This is a genomic window from Micromonospora cathayae, from assembly GCF_028993575.1.
In the GTDB taxonomy this organism is placed as follows: Bacteria; Actinomycetota; Actinomycetes; order Mycobacteriales; family Micromonosporaceae; genus Micromonospora; species Micromonospora cathayae.
The window spans coordinates 4,605,479-4,624,874 of the sequence record NZ_CP118615.1; the positions used below are offsets into that span (position 1 = coordinate 4,605,479).

Genomic DNA, 19,396 nt, shown 5'->3' on the forward strand with positions numbered 1-19,396 from the left:
CGGCTCCGATGGTGACGGTCACCGTCGGTTACCGGACAGTGTCGATGCCTTGCCGGCGGGGCGGGAGATGGTCCAGATTCTCAACAGGGCCCCGGACGTCCACAGCGGGTGTGCCGGCCCGACGTATGGGGACGGTGCATGCCTGGCAGATGGCGGCGGCGGGTACGCGTCGGCGGTGACGGTAGGCCGACCGGTACGGGTGGCCTCGCGCTCTTCGTCTGCCTGGCGATGGTGGCGGTGAGCACGCTGAGGTTCGTGTCGCTGCCGCCGCTCACGGCCAGCGTGTCCGACGTCCTGAGCCGGTCGTCGATCAGCGGGCGTACCGAGCTACGGGTGGGGGTGCTCGCCGACGCGCCGCTGCTCAGCGCCGGCCCGGCGGTGGCACCGGTCGGCTTCGACGCCGACCTCGCCCGTTACCTGGCCGGATCCCTCGGCAAGGTGGCGACGTTCGTTCCGCTGGCCGCCGAGGACCGGATCGCATCCCTGGAGTCCGGGCAGGTCGACGTGGTCTTCGCCGCTCTGGCCATGACCTCGGAACGGAAGCGGATCGTCGCGTTCTCCGGCCCCTACCTGGAGGGCGGAACGGCCCTGCTCGCCCCGCCCTCGTTCCGGGAGGGCGAGGCGAGCAACGTGCTGTGCACGGTGGCCGGTACGGTGACCGAGCGGGAACTTCTGCGGCGGGGCGTGAGGTTCGACGTCCGACCCGACCTTCGTGACTGTGTCGAGCAGGTGCGCGCCGGTCGCCTCGCCGCGGTCCTCGGCGACGAGATCGGGCTGCTCGGCTTCACCCAGGAGCCCGGGAACCAGTTGGTGATCCGTCCGGCCCCGCCCGGCCTGCCCAGGTACTGGTACGGCATCGGCGTGCCGCTCTACGATCCGCACCTGAAACGGCTCGTGGATTCGTTCCTGCTGGTCAGCTACGACCGCCCGGCCGATGGCGCCTGGCGACAGGCGATGGACAGGTCGCTGGGCAAAGCGGGGTTCACCGGCGAGCAGCCGAAGCCGGAAGGAACCCGGCTGCGCAACGCCACCGACGGGCTGATCCGCGCCCTCGGCGTCCCCGGTGGAGAACCCGCCGCCGGGGGCCCGGTCACCGTGCCGTCGGCGGTGTCGCCCGGCAGCCCGCCCACCACCGGCCGACGCCGCCGTCGCACCCTGGCACATCGACGGAGCCGCCGCACGCCGACACCTCGGCGTCGGAGCGCCGTACGCGTGGCACCCGACCGCCACGGCAGCGTCCGGGGCGTCGACCCGCCCCGGGCGACCGTGCTCCCGGACCCGGCCCCCGCTCCGCTGCCGGGCGGCGCGGTGAATCCCGGACCGTGGTCCCTGCTGCTCGGTGTACCGGTGGCGGTGTCCGCGCTCTACCTGTGGATCCAGTCCGGCGGTGACCGTCAGTTGACGCTGATGCTGGCGCAGAGCGTCAACCCGATCACCTTCCTGGCCACGGTCAGCCTGTCCGTGGTGTGGATCTTCCCGGCGGTGCCGGCGTTGGTGTTCACCGTCGGCGCGGTGGTGCTCGGCGGTGCCGTCGGACCCGTCGACCGGCGCCGGCTGTGTGCCCGCTACATTGCGGCCCGCTGGACGGCCCGGACCCCGGCCTGGGCGATCTGGGCCAGTGTCGTCGTCGCCGCGGTCAGCACCCCGATCGTCTTCCTGCCGGCGTGGGGCCTGTCCCTCTTCGCCATCCATCCGACGGGCCGGTCCACCCGGCGCGTCCACCGGGTGCTGGCCCGGCTGGCCCTGGCGGGCACGGCGGTGGTGATCGCCCGAGCGGCGGTGGACGGGGGAGAGCCGGCGCTCGCCGTTGTCGCCGGCTGGCCGGCGCTGATGGTGTTCACCGGTGTGGACACCCCACTGCGCCGTACCATGCTGCCGGCGTTTGTCCGCACCACGGCAGTGCTGGCCGCCGCGCTCGGGCTCGGGGTGCTCTACAACGTGGTCACCACGCCGATCCTGCCGTCCACGGCCTTCGAGGTGGCCCCCGCGGCGGCACCGACCGGCGCACCGGCGACCGGCGGGCCGACGGCGACCGACCCGGACGCGGCCGCCTCGACCAGCGGCACGGTGCGGCTACTGCGCGGGTACGTGGTCGCCACCGACGACGACACCACCACCCTGCTCTCCGACACCGGTGGCGTCGAGATCGTGCCGAACGACGACATCCGGTCCCGGGTCTCGTGTCCCAGCTTCACCGACCTGCCCGAGGACTCGGCGAAGCTGCGCGACCTGCCGTTGCGTGAGTCGATGCTGCGTGCCCTGGCCCGCGACCAGCGGGCCGCGACCTTCCAACACCCGCATTGTCTGGACCGGGCGAAGTGACCGATCCGGTCGGCCGACGTACGCGACGGTCCGTGCCGACGTGCGCGGCGTGCGGGCGGACTCGGCGGGCCGACGTGCGCGGCGTGCGGGCGTGCCGACGGGCCTCGACCGGGCCGGGCGGGCCCTGCGCTACCAGCGGTTGCGGGCCTCCTCCGCCCAGCCGACCAGGCCGTCGAGGTCGATCCGCTTCCCGTCGTCGGTGGCCGCCCAGCCGGTGAAGTGTCCGAAGCACTGGTGGGTCTCGTTGGCGACCACCCCGAGGTTGGTCCGGGCGGCCCGCTCGTGGAAGGGGTGGAACGTCACGTCGACCCGGCCACCGGTGATCCGCCACGGCCGCAGCCAGTCCGACCGGTCGTACCGCCAGCGCAGCTCGTCACCGATCTTGTGTAGCCGGCCGTCCACGACGAGCGCGTTCTCGGTGCTGCCGGTGCCGTCGGTCCAGGCTCCGCCGAGCTGCACCGACCGCCCGGGTCCGCTGCCCGCGGCCCAGTTCCAGACGATCGCGTACGGCCACTTGCCCCGGCCGTGGTCCAGCACCGCGAACGAGTCGGCGACCGGGACGTCGTACCAGGTGGGGCCGACCCGGAAGCGGCCCCGCACCGGCCGCCCCACGTCCTTGACCGTGTACTGGAAGCGGCGGCTGCTCCACGGCACCACCACCCCGAGCGACTCGTGCCCGGCCGGCAGCGGCATGGTCAGGTCGATCTCGACGTCCCCACCGGTGGCCCGCAGGGTGGTGCCGTCCGGGCTCTGGTCGATGGTCACCCGCACCGGACCCGATCCGACCTCCACCCGCCCGACGCCGCTGCGGTCGGGCAGGACGACGCCACGGGCCAGCGGCACCACCGCCTCGGTGCCGGTCTCCGTGCCGGTGGCCCGGTCGAGCAGGTAGACGCTGTGCACCCCGGCGTAGTCGAGCGAGGAGGCGACCACCCCGAGGATGTGGCCGGGGGTGACCACGCCCCAGTACTCCCACCGCTTGCGTCGGCCCCAGCCGCGCAGGTCGGCCCGGTGCAGCGGGCGGCGGGTCCAGCCGACCGCGTCGGGGTTGAGTCGCCCGTCCGGCCGGCACAGCTCGACCGGCTCGGTGATCTCCCGCTCGTGCGTCATGGCGGCAGGTTACCGACCGGTCGGCCGGGCCACTACCGCTTCCCGACCGACCGGTCGGGCTACTACCGTGGCCGTTCCGGCAGGGTGAACCGCCAGTGGTCCGCCCTGAGCAGGGGGATGACCCGGTCGACCGCGTCGACGGTCTGGCTGCGGTCCCCGCCGCCGTCGTGCAGGAGCACCACCGCGCCCGGGGTGACGCCGTCGAGCAGGCGGCGGACCAGTTCGTCGGTGCCCGGCGGCTCCCAGTCGGTGATGGCCAGCCGCCAGCCCAGCGACCGCAGGCCGAGCGACGCGGCCACCGCCGGGCTCTGCCCCCACGAGCCGTACGGGGCGCGGAAGTACCCGATCCGGGCGTCCGGTACGGCTCGTCGGATGGCGGCGTCGGTCTCCCGCAGGTCGGCCGCGATCCGCTCGGGCGTCCAGTTGCCCATGTCGTCGTGGTGCATGCTGTGGTTGCCCAGGGTGTGCCCGTCGGCCACGATCCGGCGGACGATCTCCGGGTGCGCGTCGACCTGGTCGCCCACCAGGCAGAACACCGCGCTGACCCGGTGCCGGCGCAGGACGTCCAGCAGGCGTGGGGTGTCGGTCGGGTCGGGGCCGTCGTCGAAGGTGAGGCAGGCGACCCGGCCGTCGCCCCGGGTGGTGTCGACGATGGGGTGGCTGACTCGGCCCGACACGGCAACCGCCTCTCCGGCCCGCACCGTCGTGGTGCCGCCACGAGCGGCCGTGGCAGGGGCTCAGCCGAGGATAGCCGACGGTCGATCGATTGGTGTCGGCCGCGCCCGGTGACCCGCCACCGGCCGGTGTCCCGGCGGCCCGGTGGACACGATCCGGGCGACCGCCCGGCCGCTTCCGATGACGTCCGGCATCCGATGGTCGGCGGTGACCAGGAAGATCAGCCGTAGGCCCGTGCCGCAGGCCGGCCGGACGCAGACGGTACGCACACCGGCACGCCGTAGCCGGTCGACGGTGCGGTCGGCGACGGCGGCCGTGACCGGCACCAACTGGGTCGGCCAGTTCCCGGTGTTGGCGGTGCTCACCCCGTGGTCCCGGAGCCGGGCCCGGAACACCCGGACCAGCCGGTCGAGGCGGACCCGCCGGGCCGCCGCGTCGGCGTCGTCCGCCAGGGCGTGACCCAGCGCCGCCTGACTGGCGGCGGACGGCGCGCTCGCGTGCACCCGGCACGGACCGTACCGACGTACCAGGTCGATCAGGTCGGGCGGGCCGGCCACGACGGCCAGCGGCGCACCGAACGCCTTCGCCGCCGAGGCCACGACGACCAGCCGGGCCGACGGCGGGAGGGCCAGCGCCGCGCTGACACCCCCGCCACCGTGACCGTACGGCGCACCCGGGTCCGGTGCGGCCCCGACCAGGCCGAACGCCTGCGTGTCGTCGACCAGGACGAGCCCTCTTCTCGGTGCCAGCGCGGTGAGCAGGTCGGGTATCGGTGCCAGCCGGCCGCAGCCGGTGCACAGGCCGTCGACGAGCAGGACGGGACGGACCCCGAGCGGGAGCGCCCGCACCGCCCGGGCCACGGCCGCCGCCCCGAAGTGCGGCACCACGACCTGGTCGCCCGCCGCCCCGGAGACCCGCAACGCCATCCGGGCGATCGGGTACGCCGCCTCGTCGATCAGCGCGACGGTCGGTTGCCGATGCAGCACCGACCACACGTCGACCAGGCCGTGCAGGGTCGAGGTCGCCAGCACCGCGTCGGCCCGGCCCATCCGCCGGGCGACGTCCCGGGCGAGCCGGTCGGCCTGGGGAAACTCCGCCAGGCCGGCCGGCCGACCGGTGGTCAACGCCTGCCACGGCGACAGTTCGGCGTGACCGTGCCGGTACCCGAGATAGCTGCTGGAGGTGAAGTCCACGGGTCTCACGGCAGGAGGTGGCGATCCTGGGGCTCAGCGGCGATCGATCGCACCGGGGAACCGGGGACGTCGTAGCCGCCGAGGGTCACCCGGCGGGGCGGCATCAGCTCCCTACCGGCCGTGGAGGCACGCTGGTCCGCTCGGGCCGCCAGCAACTCGCTGGGCATCGTCGTGTCGACGCCCTGCCGGAGGTCCACCCCGGTGGCCGCCCGGTAGGCGTGGATGTACCCCTGGATCTCGGGCCGCCAGTACCGGGCCCAGTTCACCGCCGAGACCGGTTCGTTCTGGGTGGCCCAACTGCCGTACCGGATCGACAGCAGCAGCTGTTCCCCGAACACCCCGAGGTCCCGGAAGTGCGTCACGTTGACGTCGTCCCAGTCCATGATGGACTTCATCGTGTCGACCCGGTCCATCCAGCGTTCCTTGTACGGGACCATGGGGCGCCCGCCGAGGAACTCGCGCATCTCGGGGCGGCCCAGCATCCACAACTGCATCAGGGTCTCGACCCGCGCCGTCCACGGCAGGTCCCCGTACTGGTTGTCGGCACCGGCCGTCACCACCAGCTGGGTCTCCTGAAGCGCGCTGAGCAGCGGGAAACCGTCGGACTGCACGGTGAGGTTGTCGTCCTGCTCGTAGAACTCGGTGCACTGGTGGAGCAGGTTGTGGAAGGCGGAGACGAACTGGGACCGGTTGTCCACGCCGGCGACGTTTCCGGCCGCCTTGCCGATCAGCCGCAGTCCGTACTCGTGCTGGTACTCGTAGTCGCGGCGCTGGACCGACAGGGTCCCGCCCTTGTCCTGGATCCACCCCCACAGGATGTTGTTCAGGGGGCGTAGCGAGTCGAGTTCGAACCGGGCGAGCGGGTCGGGACGGCGCCTGGTGTTGGGCAGGTTCTGGAACCGTCGGATGATCACGTTGTGGGACTGCTGGACCATCGCCTCCTCGTGCCAGTACACCCAGAACAGCTCGATACCGAGCGGACCGACGAGGCGGGCCGGGTCCACCCCGTAGCTGTCGCCGATCACCTCACCCGGAGCCTTCAGCGGCAGGTCGGCCAGCCCTTCCATGATGGTTTCGAGGTAGGGCAGGACCCTGGGTTCCGCGTGCGCCTCCAGCCGCTGGAGGTAGTTGTCCCGAAGCTGCACCAGCCAGTGCTCCGGCAACGGGTTGCTGCTGCGGCGCAGGAGTTCGCTGCGCTGTTCGTCGGACCCCGCCCAGGACTGGTCGTACCGGGGCTGCAGCTGATCGGCTCCGTGCTCGTTGCGCAGGTAGTCCTGCACGAGTAGCCCGACCTGACTCATGAGGAAGAACTCGGTGGCGGTACGGAGGAAGTCGTAGCCGACCGAGCCCAACAGGGGTGAGCCCTTCTCCGACTGCGGCGGCGTGTCTCCCGGGGCGAACACGTGGGGCTTCCGCTCCGCCAGCAGCCGGTCGACGTAGTCGCTGTAGTGGTGGAAGTTGATGGCGTCCGTGCGGTTCCGGATGATCGTCCAGAGGTTCTGGTCGGCGGTGGCTCCCCAGCTGGCCGGAGTCAGTTTGACCGGGAACGGCGGGCGGAGGTCCGGTCCGGGATCGAGTCGGACCTTCGGGTCGGGTCGCGTGTCCGTCGGGGCGGTCGCACGGGGATCCGCGTCCGAGCGGGCGGTGGCGGACCTCGTCGAGGTGGGCTTCGGCGTCGCCCGGTCCGCTTTGGGCCTGGCCGCCCGGTCAGCCTTGGCGGTGCCCGCGGACGTGGTGTTCCTGCGGGTGGCGGTCTTCGTGTCCCTGCCGTTTCCTGAATCCTTACGTGCGGTCATCGTTCACTCCGTTCCGGTTGTCAGGTGGGAACAACTTCTCTGGATAGGGCGGCCCGTCCGGTGACCTGCTGCTGGTGGGCCGAGGCGTGGGCCACCCGGAACGTCGACTCCCTGGCCCACGTGGTCAGCATCGCGTCGACCTCCCGGATCTCGGCTGCCGCCGACAACGTGCCGTCCCAGCGGGCCTGGGCCAGCAGGGCGAACCGCAGCGCGGGTGACAGCCGCGCGGCGAGGGCCGGGTCCGCGGTCGCCTGGTCCCGCAGGTGGCGCAGGTTTCTCGGATGCCTGCTCGGATGCGCCAGGGCCGCCGACAGGCTGGTCCCGTCCAACGGGGAGGGCTGGAACTCGGCCAGCAGCGTCGCCAACGTGGGCAGGGTGGGAAGCAGGCGGTCGATCACCTCCCGGACCTTGTCCGGCACGCCGGACAGCGGGTAGAGCTGACGCCAGACCCGTTCGACGGCCGCCCACTGCCGGTCCGGGTAGAGATGGTTTCCCAGGGCGCACGACAGCAGTACACGTATCCAGGGAAACGGATGCGGATCGTTCAGGTTGACCCGGAAGACGAAGGCGCGCGGCAGGTTCACCACCCCGATCAGGCCGAGCGTGGCCCCGACCCCCAGGCGTGCGCTCGCCCAGAAGTCCGCCACGACCTCCGACATCCACCGGGACCAGCAGGTCCAGGCGAAGGCCCGGTCCCGGTCCGTCGAGGCGGCCAACCGGTCCACCGCCGCCCGCAGCGCCGGCACCAGTTCGAGGAGGGCGGCCCCCTGGTGGCCCACCTCGTGGAACAGCGACGACGCGATGCCGAGTCCGACCATCCGTTCCCGGGGCATCCGGATGATGGCGACCGGATTCAGGACGTTTCCCGGCAACCGGGTCCGGGCCCGCCGGATGGCCGCTCCCGGACCGCGGTCCAGGTAGCAGACGATCGGTACCGCCCGGCCCAGTCGTCCGTCGTTGAGGCGGAGCGCGTCGGCCGCCGCCACGTCCAGCCCGGACAGCCACAACCCGACACCGCTCTCCGACCGTTGCACCACGATGTTGGAGAACAGGTCCAGCTGGGACAAATGGTCGTTGACCCGTAGGCGCAGTATCGCGAACCGTCGCTGCTGTTCTTCCGGGGAAACCTCTGCGGCGTCGTTCTGCAACCATTCCAGGAAGCTCCGTGTGATTCGCAGCATCCTGGTCCGCTCTCGGTGCAGGAACTCCTCGATGCCCATCAGGGCCTGCGGCAGCGGCGCTGCCGCAGGCACCATGATGTGCTTTTCGATGAACGGTCGCAGCGATTCCACCCGAGCGAGCAGCGCCTGGACTTCCGTCGCGAGAAACACGCGCGCTTCAGCGGAATCCGACATGGCTACACGTCGAGCAGAACGATGTTCTGGCCCCGACGCTGCCAGCGTCCCTCCCGCCGGGAGGCCGACACCGACCCGTCGATCATGAACTCCCCGAACTGCCGACGCCGGGGCCGTACCCGGGTCTGCACGAGCGCGGCCGGCGCGATCTTGCTGACCGCGTTCACGATCGCCTTGCTCGCCACGCTCGTCGGCGGCTCGCCGGACGGCGCCAGTCGGCTCGCCTGCCGCGCGGCCTCCGCACCGATCTGCACGATCCGCTTGGCGACCTCGTGGTCGAGCTCCTGGGGTTCGACCTCGACGGGCAGCTCGTTGATCAGGCCACTCGCCATGGTGCCCAGCCGGGTTCCGATCGTCGTGCCGATCCCGGGCGCGACGAAGCTGCCCAGGGCACCCCCGACCGCCGGGAGGCCCTTCTTCACGAGCGTCTTGGCCCCGTCGATCACCGCCTGACCGACGTCCGACTTGGCGAAGTTGGAGATGCCCCGGACCGCGCTGTTGAACAGGTCGCCGAGGAACTCCTCCAACTCCTCCTCGGAGCTGACCTCGAGCAACTCGTTCGCGAGTTCCGCTTCCTGGGACTCCGACAGGATGCCGGGGACCACGCTGCCGAGCACCCCGCTCAGCATGTCGCCCAGGAAGTTGTCCCCGTCGATCTCGTACGTCATGGTCTTGCTGCGTGCCATTTCCTTCTCCTTCGATTGGTGTTTGTGTCGTTGCGTGGTGTCGAGAAGACACCGACGCCCGGTACCGATGACGGTGGCCGTCAGCAGGCGTTCCGGAACTCCGATCCGCATACCGGGCAACGGTCGTCCGCGGCGGTCTCGCCGTCGTCGCGGATGCGGGCGACGGTGGACCCCGCGTCGCGGTCCCGGGTCGGTTGGCCCGATCCTGTCGCGGCGAGCATGTCGTCGCTGATCAGGCCGGGTGCCAGGTGGTTGGCGGCGGTGACGGCCGCATGGTGGACCACCCGGCCGGGTGGCCCCGATCCGGCCCGTCGCTCGGTTTCGTGGACCGCCTCGCGGGCGAACCGTACGAACGAGCGGGCCAGCTCGAGTTCCTGGTCCTCCGGGCTCAGGCCCTCCACGTTCACGCCGAAGTACCGCCTGGCGGCGGGGGCGACCGGGTCCACCGGTCCCCTGCCCGTGTTCCACCCGACCGGGCGGTCCCGACCGCGGGACAGGATCGGCTGCACCCTGCTGGCTGCGTCCCGCAGGATGCCGCCGATCTGTCGACCCTCACGGGTCCGGGCGAACCGGGCTCCACCACGTGGGGCGGAGCCCAGCAGGTCCGCGACGAGGCGATCGAGTTCGTCCTCGCCCGTCGCGTCGAGAAGCCTTGTCGCGAACTCCAGTTCCATGTTCTCGTCGTCCTGGCCCCACTCTCCCTCCAGCGTCTCGTACGCGTCGCTCGGTTCACGATCCGCGTTCGGCCACTCCACGAGCGGCTCATGGTCGTGCCGGTCCAGGACAGGGTCGAAATCATGCATTCCATGCCTCCGTCGAGTGGCTTGTTCCGCGGTCACCCATCAGGAAGCAAGCAGCGTGCCAGGCCCGATCCGGACGTCGGCCCGCGTGCGTGACGCCGCTGCGGCGAAGGACACTTCGCCGGATCCGAAGACGGCTTCGCCGCCGGGTCAGCGGGAGAGTGCGCGGCGGTACTTGGCGACGGTGCGTCGGGCGATGGGCAGGCCGTCCGCGGTGAGCATCTCGGCGACCTGCCGGTCGCTGAAGCGGGGATGCCGGTGCAGCAGCTCGGCCACGGCCAGCCTGGCCCGGTCGTCCACGCCGAACAACACCCTCAGCGGCACCGTCCGACCGTCGACCAGTCGCGCCGTCCGGTTCCGGACCGCCCGGCTGACCGTGGACTCGTGCACCCCCAACTGGCCGGCGACGGCGCGCTGGGTGAGCGGTCGGAAGGTCAGGGACCCGGCGAGCAGCGGTCCGCGTTGCCGTTCGGCGAGGGTGCCGGCGACCCGGACCAACAGGGCCCAGCGGCGGTGGACGGCGTTCACCAGCAGACTCGCCTCGCGCATCTGCTGGCGGGCCGCGCTGACCTGGACGTCCTCCCCGCTGCGGTCGGCGGCGCGGGCGAGCGCGGCGCGGTAGTTCCCGTCCACCCCGACCTCCCACCGCTCGGACTCCGGTACGACGGCCCGGATCCGCTCGCCGTCCCGTTCGAACAGCACGTCCGGGGGTTGCCGCGCCAGGTCCGGCCGTCCGGTGTCACCCCCGTCGAGACGTGGATAGGGCCGCAGCAGGCGGCTCAGCCGACCCAGCAGTGCGGTGATCTCGGTTTCGGGACGGCCGATGGCCCGGGCGACCGCCCCCGGGCCCCCGGTCTCCAGGACCTCCGCGAACTCGGACAGCAGCCGCCGGGCCAGCTGCCGCTCGGGCGCGCTGAGCGGGGCGGCCTCGACCTGGAGGAGCAGACTCTCCCGGACGTCGGCCGCGCCGATCCCGGGTGGCCCCACGTCCCGCAACGCGGCCATGACCGGGTCGCGGACCTGGTGCGGAAACCGTTCCAGCTCCACCGGATCGATGAAACCCCGTTCGTCGAGCAGGGTGAGCACCTCCAGTGCCGCCCCGGCCAGCGACGACGGAAGGGCCACGAGGAGGTCCTGCCTGAGCAGGTCCCACGAGGACACCACCGACTGCGGCTCCGCCGGGTACCCCGGTTCGCGGGCCGGGTCCCCGCAGCCCCGGCAGGCACCGGCGAACGTGCGTCGGCCACACCGGTGACAGTGCGGGGCCTCCCGGACGACGAGGGCGGGATTGCTGTCCGCGGCTGTGTGCAGCTCCAGCGCGAGGTCGGTGGCGGAGAGGGAGAGGATGCGCACCGAGACGACCGTGTTGAGGGAGATCTCCGTCCGCAGCAACGGTCGGAGGTCGAGGCCCGGCGGCTGGCTCATCATGGTTCCCCTTTCCCGGTCGGCTCACCCGGCGCCGGGTGCCGGCATGGCCTTGCGTAACTGCAGCGCCCGGGTCGTGACACCGAGCCGCTCCGCCGCCCGACCGAGCTGGCCGCCGCAGTCGGCCAGGGCGATCTCCACGGCGATCTCGGCGACCGCAGACTTGAGGCCCCGCAGGTCCAGGCCGTCGTCCAGCGCCTCCCGGACCGCCGCGCGCAGTGTGCGTTCCGTCGTGCCCTTCCGCGCGACCGCCCCGGGGCGTTCCGCCTCCGGCACCATGCCGACGGTGATCCGACCGTCACCCACGTATCCCACCGCGATCTGCGCCAGCAGGTGGCGTAGTTCGCGGACGTTCCCCGGATACGGTCGTACGGTCAGGATCCGCTCCACGGCCGTCTCGATCACGGGTGGTTTCGTCTGTAGAACCTGGCCCAGGAAGTGCCGGGCGAGCGCGGGTATGTCGTCGCGCCGATCGGACAGCGGCGGCATGTCGACGGTGACGGCGGACAGCCTCGACCGTAGGTCCCGACGGAACCGGCCCGCCTTCTCGAGTTCCTCCAGATTGCGGTTGGTGGCGCAGACGAGCCGGAAGTCCGTCTTCTGCCAGGTCGATGATCCGAGCGGGCGGAACGTCCTTTCCTGCAACACCCGCAGCAGTTCCGGCTGGAGGGATTCGGGGAGTTCGCCCACCTCGTCGAGGAACAGCACGCCCCGGTGCGCGTCGGCGAACGCGCCGGACCGCGCGGAATGTGCGCCGGTGAACGCTCCCCGCTCGTGGCCGAACAGTTGTGGCGCGGAGAGGTTGGCGACGATCGTGGTGCAGTCCACCACCACGAGCGGTCCGCTTCTGCGTTTCGGGTCCAGGGTGTGCACGAGCCGGGCGGCCAGTTCCTTGCCGGTCCCGCTCTCGCCCTGGATGAGAACCGGCGCGTCGGAGAACCGGGCGATCTCCACCAGGGTGCGCAGGGCGCGCCGGAGGGCCGGGCTCTCGCCGACCAGGCCGCCCGCCGCGGGCAGCGACTGCACGATCCGGTCGACCTGGTGCCAGCGTCTGATGCGGGCGGCGACGCCCGGTAGGACATCCAGACCGTCCGCGGAGGCCAGGACCTCGGTGGCGCCGGCGGCGAGGAGCGCCCACGGATCGTCGGGGTACCCTCCCGTCACCACGGCGATGAGCCGGCGGGACCCGCGCCCCGAGATCTCGGCTATGGCGCGGGCCGAACACACCGATGGCGGGCCGATCAGCAGAACCGGTCCGGCGGTCTCCCGGTCGGTCAGGACACCGATTCCGGAAAGGGCGTCGCGGGCCGATCTCGACAGTTCGTCGTTACCCGGCGCCACGACCCACGCGCGGGCACCGGCTGGGTTCTCATCCGACATGGCTGCTCCACGAAGTACGTCACCCCGGCATTTCGGAGAATGAGGGGTCGTTACCGTACGGCAGGCTTGTCGGAAAGCGGTCCGTGGCGACGTCGTCACCCGTCTGCGGAGGTCATCCGGGAGAGCGGCTCGTCTTCACGGTAGGCGTGTCCGGTCGGTGGTGCATCCCTGCCTGGTGAGAATCCTGATGCCCGAGTGACGTTTGGGGTTTGCTTTTCCGAAGGGACCAAACGTTTTGGTGAACCGGGCCATCATGGATACATTTCCCCCGTCTGGGATGCGTTCGGGCCGGGCCTGTGGAAGCGGGCGGAAACGGCCGGGGATCAGTGTTCGCGGTAGGTCGCGTGGTCGAAGTCGGCGTGGCCGTCACCGCCGCCGAGGTCCTGCACCCACAGCCCGAGGAACGCGCCGGTGAATCCCCACGCGGCGGGTTCCCCGTCGATGACGGTGGCGGCGTGCTCGTCGGACAGGGTGGTCGCGTCCAGCTCCACCGGGAGCTGCCGCCAGCCTTCGCCCAGGTCGTAGCCGAACCGGACGGCCGGCCCGTCGAACGCGGCCCGCAGGCCGATCCGGGTGACGCCGGTGGCGTCCACGGTGAGGTCCGGGTGGGTGGTCCGCCGTCCGCTGTCCGCGCTGAGCAGCTCCAGTACGGTCCGGCCGTCGTCGGTCCGGGTCAGGTACAGGTAGTGCCAGTTGAGGGTGTTGTAGTAGGCGGTGACGCCGGCCAGTTGCCGGTGGTCGGCCGGGTCGAACTCGAGCACCGTCTCCAGGGTGCAGCGCGTCGCGCCGACCCGCCGGGCCACCAGGCTGGGCGTCTGCCGGCCGACCGGGGACTGTCCGCCGTGCAGCCGCAGGTGCGACGGGCGGGACCGCAGGTCCACCCAGTCCGGGGTGGCCGGTCGGCGCAGCGTCGACCAGTGCGGGCCCAGCTCCGGGGCGTCGAAGTGGTCGGTGGCGGGTTCGGCCGGCCACGGGTGCGGCGGGAGCCCGGGTGCGACGACCTCGTCCGCCGGTACGCCTCCGGCGATCCGGGGCCAGCCGCCCGGCGTCCACTCGACCCGCTGGATGGCGGTCTCCCGGCCCAGCACGCAGTTGCCCAGCGGGGTGTACGGGCGGCCGACCAGGTGGGCCAGGTACCAGTCGCCGTGCTGGGTGCGCACCAGGCTGCCGTGGCCGGCCTTCTGCAACCGCAGGTCGGGGCGGCCCACCGAGGTCAGCAGCGGCCCGGCCGGGTCCACCTCGTACGGTCCGAACAGCTCCCGGGAGCGGGCGACGGTGACCTGGTGTTCCCAGCTGGTGCCTCCCTCGGCGGTGACCAGCCAGTACCAGCCCTCGTGGCGGTACAGGTGCGGTCCCTCGGTGAGGCCGACCGGGGTGCCGGTGAAGATGATCCGGGACGGGCCGACCAGTCGACGGGTGGCCCGGTCGTACTGCTGGATCTCGATGCCGCCGAACCGGTCCCGGCCGGGCCGCCAGTCCGCGCTCATGCTCAGCATCCAGGTGCTGCCGTCGTCGTCGTGGAACAGCGCGGCGTCGAAGCCCCGGCCGTGCAGCCGGACCGGGTCGGACCACGGGCCGGTGATGTCGGGGGCGGTGGTGAGGAAGTTCTGCGGGTCCCAGTAGCCGCTGGCGAAGCTCGCCACGTCGCTGTAGACCAGGAAGAACTCGCCGTCGTGGTAGGTCAGGTCGGGGGCCCACACCCCGTTGGAGTCGCCGCAGCCGCGCAGGTCGAGCAGTCGGCGTTCGGTGATGATGCCGCCCAGTGCCCGCCAGTGCACGAGATCGCGGGAGTGGTGCACCCGGACGCCCGGGTACCACTCGAACGTGGAGGTGGCCAGGTAGTAGTCGTCACCCACCCGCAGGATCGACGGGTCCGGGTGGAACCCGGTCAGCACCGGGTTGCGGATCGACCGGGCGGCGGTCGCCACGTCTGCGGTCTCGGTCGACATGTCGGCTCCTCTGGTCCAGCTTTCGAACAACTTCCGGAAGATCGTCCCGGCTACTCGGAAACTCTCGCCCACCGTAACGGTTCACGTCTATTCAGGACAGCCCCCTTGACCATCAATACATCGACGTCGTAGCGTGCCGGCCATCACTCCGAAACACCATCGGAACCACCGGCTCGATACCGAAACTTCCGGAGACCGCTTCCGGTAACTGCCGGATGCACCGGCATCCGAGCACCTCGTGAGTCCGCGAAGGGATGGCCATGACCGCGCACCTCTCCCGTCGAACGTTGCTCGGCCTCGTCGGCGTCGGCGTCGGCAGCTACCTGCTCAGCGCCTGCAGCGGGGACTCCGACGACCCGGGCGGCCCGCAGGCCATCAACTGGTGGCACATCCAGAACACCGAGCCGATGCTGCCGGTGTGGGCGGACATCGCCAAGACCTACCAGGACGCCCACTCCGGCGTGAAGGTCGAGATCCAGCCGCTGGAGAACGAGGCGTTCAAGGCCAAGCTCACCACCGCCACCCAGGCCGGCTCCCCGCCCGACCTGTTCCAGTCCTGGGGTGGGGGAGTGCTCAAGCAGCAGGTCGACGCCGGCCTGGTGAAGGACCTCACCGACGACGTCAAGCCGTGGATCGACACGCTGCTGCCCCTCGCGCTGGAGCCGTACACCATCGACGGTCGGATCTACGGGGTGCCGTTCGACCTCGGCATGGTCGGCTTCTGGTACAACAAGGACCACTTCGCGAAGGCCGGCATCACCGCCCCGCCCGCCACCTGGGCCCAGCTCCTCGACGCGGTCACCAAGATCAAGGCAACCGGTGTCGTCCCGGTCGCCCTGGCCGGCAAGGACAAGTGGCCGGCCCACTTCTACTGGGCGTACCTGTCCATGCGGATCGGCGGCCTCGGCGCGTTGCAGCAGGCGTCCAAGGACAACAACTTCGACACCCCCGACTTCGTCGCCGCCGGCCAGCGGTTCAAGGAACTCGTCGACCTCCAGCCGTTCCAGAAGGGGTTCCTCGGTGCCGAGTACGGCTCCCCGGACGGGCAGGCGGCCACCATGGGCAACGGCGGCGCGGCCATGGAGCTGATGGGCCAGTGGGCGCCGTCGGTGCAGGCGTCCTCCTCCACCAGCAAGAAGGGCATCGGCGACAAGCTCGGCTTCTTCCCGTTCCCGGCCGTCGACGGCGGCAAGGGCACCGCCACCGAGGTGTTCGGCGGCGGCAACGGCTTCGCCGTCGGCCGGGACGCCCCGGACTCCACCGTCGACTTCCTCAAGACGCTGCTCAGCGTGGACAACCAGCGCCGCTCCGCGAAGACCGGCGCGGTGCTGCCGACGGTCACCGAGGCCACCGACGCCATCGCCGACGCCAACAACAAGGCCGTCGCGCAGACCCTGGCCGCCGCGACCGGCTTCCAGCTCTACCTGGACCAGGCGTACCCGCCGGCCGTCGGTCAGCAGGTCAACGACAGCGTCGCCGCGCTGGTCGCCGGCAACAAGACCGCCGAGCAGATCGTCAAGGACATCACCGCGGTGGCGAAGAGCCAGTAGGCCGTGGCCCACCACCGACCCGTACCCGTACGCGAACCAGTGGAGCTGTGATGACCAGGCCGCCGACGATGTCGGGTACCCGGGATGGTGTGGTGACCGGAGCGTCGACGCCGGAACCGGGGGCCGCGCGACCGCGTGGCCGCCGGTTCCGGGCGGGCCGGGCGGGCACCCTGGCCGTCTTCCTGGCCCCGGCGCTGGTGCTGTTCCTCCTGCTGGTCGTCGCCCCGATCGTGGTGGCGAGCTACGCCAGCATGTACAAGTGGAACGGCTTCGGCCTGCCGGAGAACTTCGTCGGGCTGGACAACTACACCCGCGCCTTCCGCGACCCCACCTTCCTCGGGGACCTGTGGCGCGGTCTGGTGCTGATCGTCCTGTCGCTACTGGTCCAGTTGCCGGTCGCGCTCGGCCTGGCCATGCTGCTGAACCAGCCGCTGAAGGGCCGCAGCGTCTACCGGCTGATCTTCTTCGCCCCGTACGTGCTCTCCGAGGTCACCACCGCCGTCCTGTTCACCCTGGTGTTCTCCCCCAACCGGGGGCTGGGTGACGGGCTGACCCGCCTGCTCGGCGCGGACGCCGGCACGATCTTCGCCGACCCGGACACCGTGCTGCTCGCCGTCTTCCTGGTCGTCTCCTGGAAGTACTTCGGCTTCTACATGATCCTCTACCTGGCGGGTCGGCAGAGCATCCCGAAGGAACTGCACGAGGCGGCCACCGTCGACGGGGCCGGTGCCTGGGAGTCGTTCCGGCACGTCACGCTGCCCCTGCTCGGCCCGACCATCCGGATCAGCGTCTTCCTGTCGGTCATCGGCACCATCCAGTTGTTCGACATGGTGTGGGTGCTCACCGGCGGCGGCCCGATCCACGCCTCGGAGACCATGGCGGTCACCATGTACCAGTACGGCTTCCGCCGCTTCGAGGTCGGCTACGCCAGCGCGATCAGCATCGTCATGTTCCTGCTGAGCCTCGTCTTCGCCCTGTTCTACCAGCGGATCATCATGCGCCGCGACACCGAAGGGGCGCTCACCAACCAGGGAGCGAACGGATGACCACCCCGGCCAGCCCGGCGGTCCGGGCCCGCCGCCTCGTACTGCACCTCGTCTCGGTCGCCGTCGGCGCGCTCATCGTGGTGCCGATCCTGTTCGGGGTGCTCGGCGGCTTCAAGGACAACGGGCAGCTCTCCACCAACCCGCTCGGCTGGCCCGACCCGTGGGTGACCGAGAACTACACCGGCATCCTCGCCTCCGAGGTGTTCTGGCGGCAGCTCGGCAACAGCCTCCTCATCGCGGTGACCGGCACGGTGATCGTGGTCGGGTCGGCGGCGATGGCCGCGTTCGTCCTGGCCCGGTACGCCTTCCGGGGCCGGGAGCTGATCGTCACCCTCTTCGCGATCGGGCTGATGTTCCCGTTCGCGGTGGCGATCCTGCCGCTGTTCGTGCTGCTGCGGGGCATGGGCCTGCTGGACAACCCGCTCGGGGTGATCCTGCCGCAGGCCGCGTTCGGTCTGCCGGTCACCATCATCATCCTGCGGCAGTTCTTCCGGACCATCCCCGGCGAGGTCGAGGAGGCCGCCATCCTCGACGGGTGCGGCCCGTTCGGGTTCTTCTGGCGGGTGCTGCTGCCGATGGCCCGTCCCGCGCTGGCCACCGTCTCCGTGCTGGCGGTCGTGACGAGCTGGAACAATTTCATGCTGCCGCTGGTGGTCTTCACCGACCAGAGCTGGTGGACCCTGCCGGTCGGGGTCCAGGCGTTCCAGGGGCAGTACGCCGACGACACCGCCCGGGTGCTCGCCTACGTGGTGCTGTCCATGCTGCCGGCGCTGGGCTTCTACGCGGTGGCCGAACGCCAGCTCGTCGGCGGCCTGGCCGGCAGCGTGAAGGGTTGACCGACCGGGCCTCCGGTAGCCTTCTGCGACCAGAGGCACCAGGCACGACGAAAGGGCGGACGTGGGCTCCGACAACAACCGGAACGTCACCATCGCGATGATCGCGCGCCTGGCCGGCGTCTCCGTACCCACGGTCTCCCGGGTCATCAACGGCCGCTCGGACGTGGCGCCGCAGACCCGGGAACGGGTCGAGGAACTGCTCACCCGGCACGGCTACCAGCGCCGGTCGGCGAGCCGCCGGCCCGGGTCCGGCCTGGTCGACCTGGTCTTCAACGACCTGGACAGCCCGTGGGCGGTGGAGATCATCCGGGGGGTGGAGGACGTCGCGCACGCCGCCGGCACCGGCACCGTGGTGTCGGCGATCCACCGGCGTACGTCGGCGGCCAAGCAGTGGCTCGACAACATGCGGTCCCGGTCCACCGAGGGGGTCATCTTCGTGACCTCGATAGTGGCTCCACCGTTGCAGGCCGAGCTGCGCCGGCTCAACATCCCGGTCGTCATCGTCGACCCGGCCGGGGTGACCCCGCAGGAGGCCCCCACGATCGGGGCCACCAACTGGGCGGGCAGCCTGCGGGCCAACCAGTACCTGCTCGGGCTTGGGCACCGCCGGATCGGGTTCATCGCCGGGCCGCCGCAGCTGATGTGCAGCCGGGCCCGGATGGACGGCTACCGGGCCGCGCTCGACGCCGCCGGCATCGCCGTCGACGACACGCTCATTAGGCCGGGCAACTTCTACCACGAGGCCGGCTACGCCGGTGGGACCCAGTTGCTGGCCCTGCCCGACCCGCCCACCGCCATCTTCGCCTCCAGCGACCAGATGGCGCTGGGCGTCTACGAGGCGGTCCGTAAGCGTGGGCTGCGGGTGCCCGACGACATCAGCGTGGTGGGCTTCGACGACCTGCCCGAGGTCCGGTGGTGCTCGCCGCCGCTGACCACGATCCGGCAGCCGCTGGCCGAGATGGGCATGCTGGCGGCCCGTACCGTGCTGCGGCTGGCCAACGGCGAACGGATCGAGAGCCCGCGGGTCGAACTCGCCACCGAGCTGGTCGTCCGGGACAGCGCCGCCCCGCCGCGCTGACCACCGGCCCGCCGCACCGGCCGTCGGCCGCCACCGCGCTGGCCGCCGGTGAGGAAACCTTGAGCCGCACCGAGTCGCTGTGGGATCGTGATACGCCGATACGCCGCCGTGCGGGGCTGACCGCCGTCCATGGGCACCGGGCCACCACGGCCCCGGGGACGGTACCGGGTGCGATGGCACGCGCCCGGGACCGAA

At 71.4% G+C, this 19,396-nt stretch carries 15 protein-coding genes; 5 read left to right on the forward strand and 10 right to left on the reverse strand.

Annotated features, from left to right (window positions below; all coding sequences use genetic code 11):
- Positions 1-138 precede the first annotated feature (138 nt).
- Positions 139-2,322, forward strand: coding sequence for a transporter substrate-binding domain-containing protein (locus PVK37_RS20740; RefSeq protein ID WP_275029242.1), 2,184 nt, complete (start codon positions 139-141; stop codon positions 2,320-2,322).
- A 129-nt stretch (positions 2,323-2,451) separates the two neighbouring features.
- On the opposite strand, the gene PVK37_RS20745 is transcribed toward PVK37_RS20740, so the two are convergent.
- The 10 genes from PVK37_RS20745 to PVK37_RS20790 form a co-directional block, all read right to left on the reverse strand.
- Positions 2,452-3,432 carry a DUF2804 domain-containing protein gene (locus PVK37_RS20745; protein ID WP_275029243.1) on the reverse strand — a complete coding sequence of 327 codons (981 nt, stop codon included), beginning with the start codon at positions 3,430-3,432 and terminating at the stop codon, positions 2,452-2,454.
- Positions 3,433-3,494: 62 nt separating this feature from the next.
- Complete coding sequence (locus tag PVK37_RS20750) at positions 3,495-4,109, reverse strand: polysaccharide deacetylase family protein (protein WP_275029244.1); 615 nt, start codon at positions 4,107-4,109, stop codon at positions 3,495-3,497.
- Between the two features lie 60 nt (positions 4,110-4,169).
- Positions 4,170-5,300 carry an aminotransferase class I/II-fold pyridoxal phosphate-dependent enzyme gene (locus PVK37_RS20755; RefSeq protein WP_275029245.1) on the reverse strand — a complete coding sequence of 377 codons (1,131 nt, stop codon included), beginning with the start codon at positions 5,298-5,300 and terminating at the stop codon, positions 4,170-4,172.
- Between the two features lie 5 nt (positions 5,301-5,305).
- A complete protein-coding gene (locus PVK37_RS20760; RefSeq protein ID WP_275029246.1) occupies positions 5,306-7,096 on the reverse strand; it encodes a hypothetical protein in 1,791 nt (596 codons plus the stop codon).
- 20 nt (positions 7,097-7,116) lie between these two features.
- A complete protein-coding gene (locus tag PVK37_RS20765; protein WP_275029247.1) occupies positions 7,117-8,352 on the reverse strand; it encodes a hypothetical protein in 1,236 nt (411 codons plus the stop codon).
- Between the two features lie 101 nt (positions 8,353-8,453).
- The gene (locus PVK37_RS20770) at positions 8,454-9,137 is read right to left on the reverse strand and encodes a hypothetical protein (RefSeq protein ID WP_275029248.1); all 684 of its coding nucleotides are present in this window, start codon (positions 9,135-9,137) and stop codon (positions 8,454-8,456) included.
- Positions 9,138-9,217: 80 nt separating this feature from the next.
- On the reverse strand, positions 9,218-9,940 hold the full coding sequence (locus PVK37_RS20775) for a hypothetical protein (protein WP_275029249.1): 723 nt from the start codon (positions 9,938-9,940) through the stop codon (positions 9,218-9,220).
- Positions 9,941-10,087: 147 nt separating this feature from the next.
- Entirely contained in the window at positions 10,088-11,362 is a 1,275-nt protein-coding gene (locus tag PVK37_RS20780; RefSeq protein WP_275029250.1) for an RNA polymerase factor sigma-54, read from the reverse strand.
- Between the two features lie 24 nt (positions 11,363-11,386).
- On the reverse strand, positions 11,387-12,526 hold the full coding sequence (locus PVK37_RS20785; RefSeq protein WP_275029251.1) for a sigma 54-interacting transcriptional regulator: 1,140 nt from the start codon (positions 12,524-12,526) through the stop codon (positions 11,387-11,389).
- Between the two features lie 539 nt (positions 12,527-13,065).
- Positions 13,066-14,691, reverse strand: coding sequence for a glycoside hydrolase family 43 protein (locus tag PVK37_RS20790; protein ID WP_275029252.1), 1,626 nt, complete (start codon positions 14,689-14,691; stop codon positions 13,066-13,068).
- Between the two features lie 260 nt (positions 14,692-14,951).
- On the opposite strand from PVK37_RS20790, the gene PVK37_RS20795 reads away from it, so the two are divergent.
- The 4 genes from PVK37_RS20795 (at position 14,952) to PVK37_RS20810 (ending at position 19,201) form a co-directional block, all read left to right on the forward strand.
- Positions 14,952-16,241, forward strand: a complete 1,290-nt coding sequence (locus tag PVK37_RS20795; protein ID WP_275029253.1) for an extracellular solute-binding protein — start codon at positions 14,952-14,954, stop codon at positions 16,239-16,241.
- Positions 16,242-16,291: 50 nt separating this feature from the next.
- A complete protein-coding gene (locus PVK37_RS20800) occupies positions 16,292-17,287 on the forward strand; it encodes a carbohydrate ABC transporter permease (protein ID WP_275029255.1) in 996 nt (331 codons plus the stop codon).
- Positions 17,284-18,123: a carbohydrate ABC transporter permease gene (locus PVK37_RS20805; RefSeq protein WP_275029256.1), complete on the forward strand. Its 840-nt coding sequence runs from the start codon at positions 17,284-17,286 to the stop codon at positions 18,121-18,123. Before PVK37_RS20800 ends, PVK37_RS20805 begins: the two co-directional genes overlap by 4 nt.
- Positions 18,124-18,220: 97 nt before the next feature.
- On the forward strand, positions 18,221-19,201 hold the full coding sequence (locus tag PVK37_RS20810; RefSeq protein WP_423791095.1) for a LacI family DNA-binding transcriptional regulator: 981 nt from the start codon (positions 18,221-18,223) through the stop codon (positions 19,199-19,201).
- Positions 19,202-19,396 lie beyond the last annotated feature (195 nt).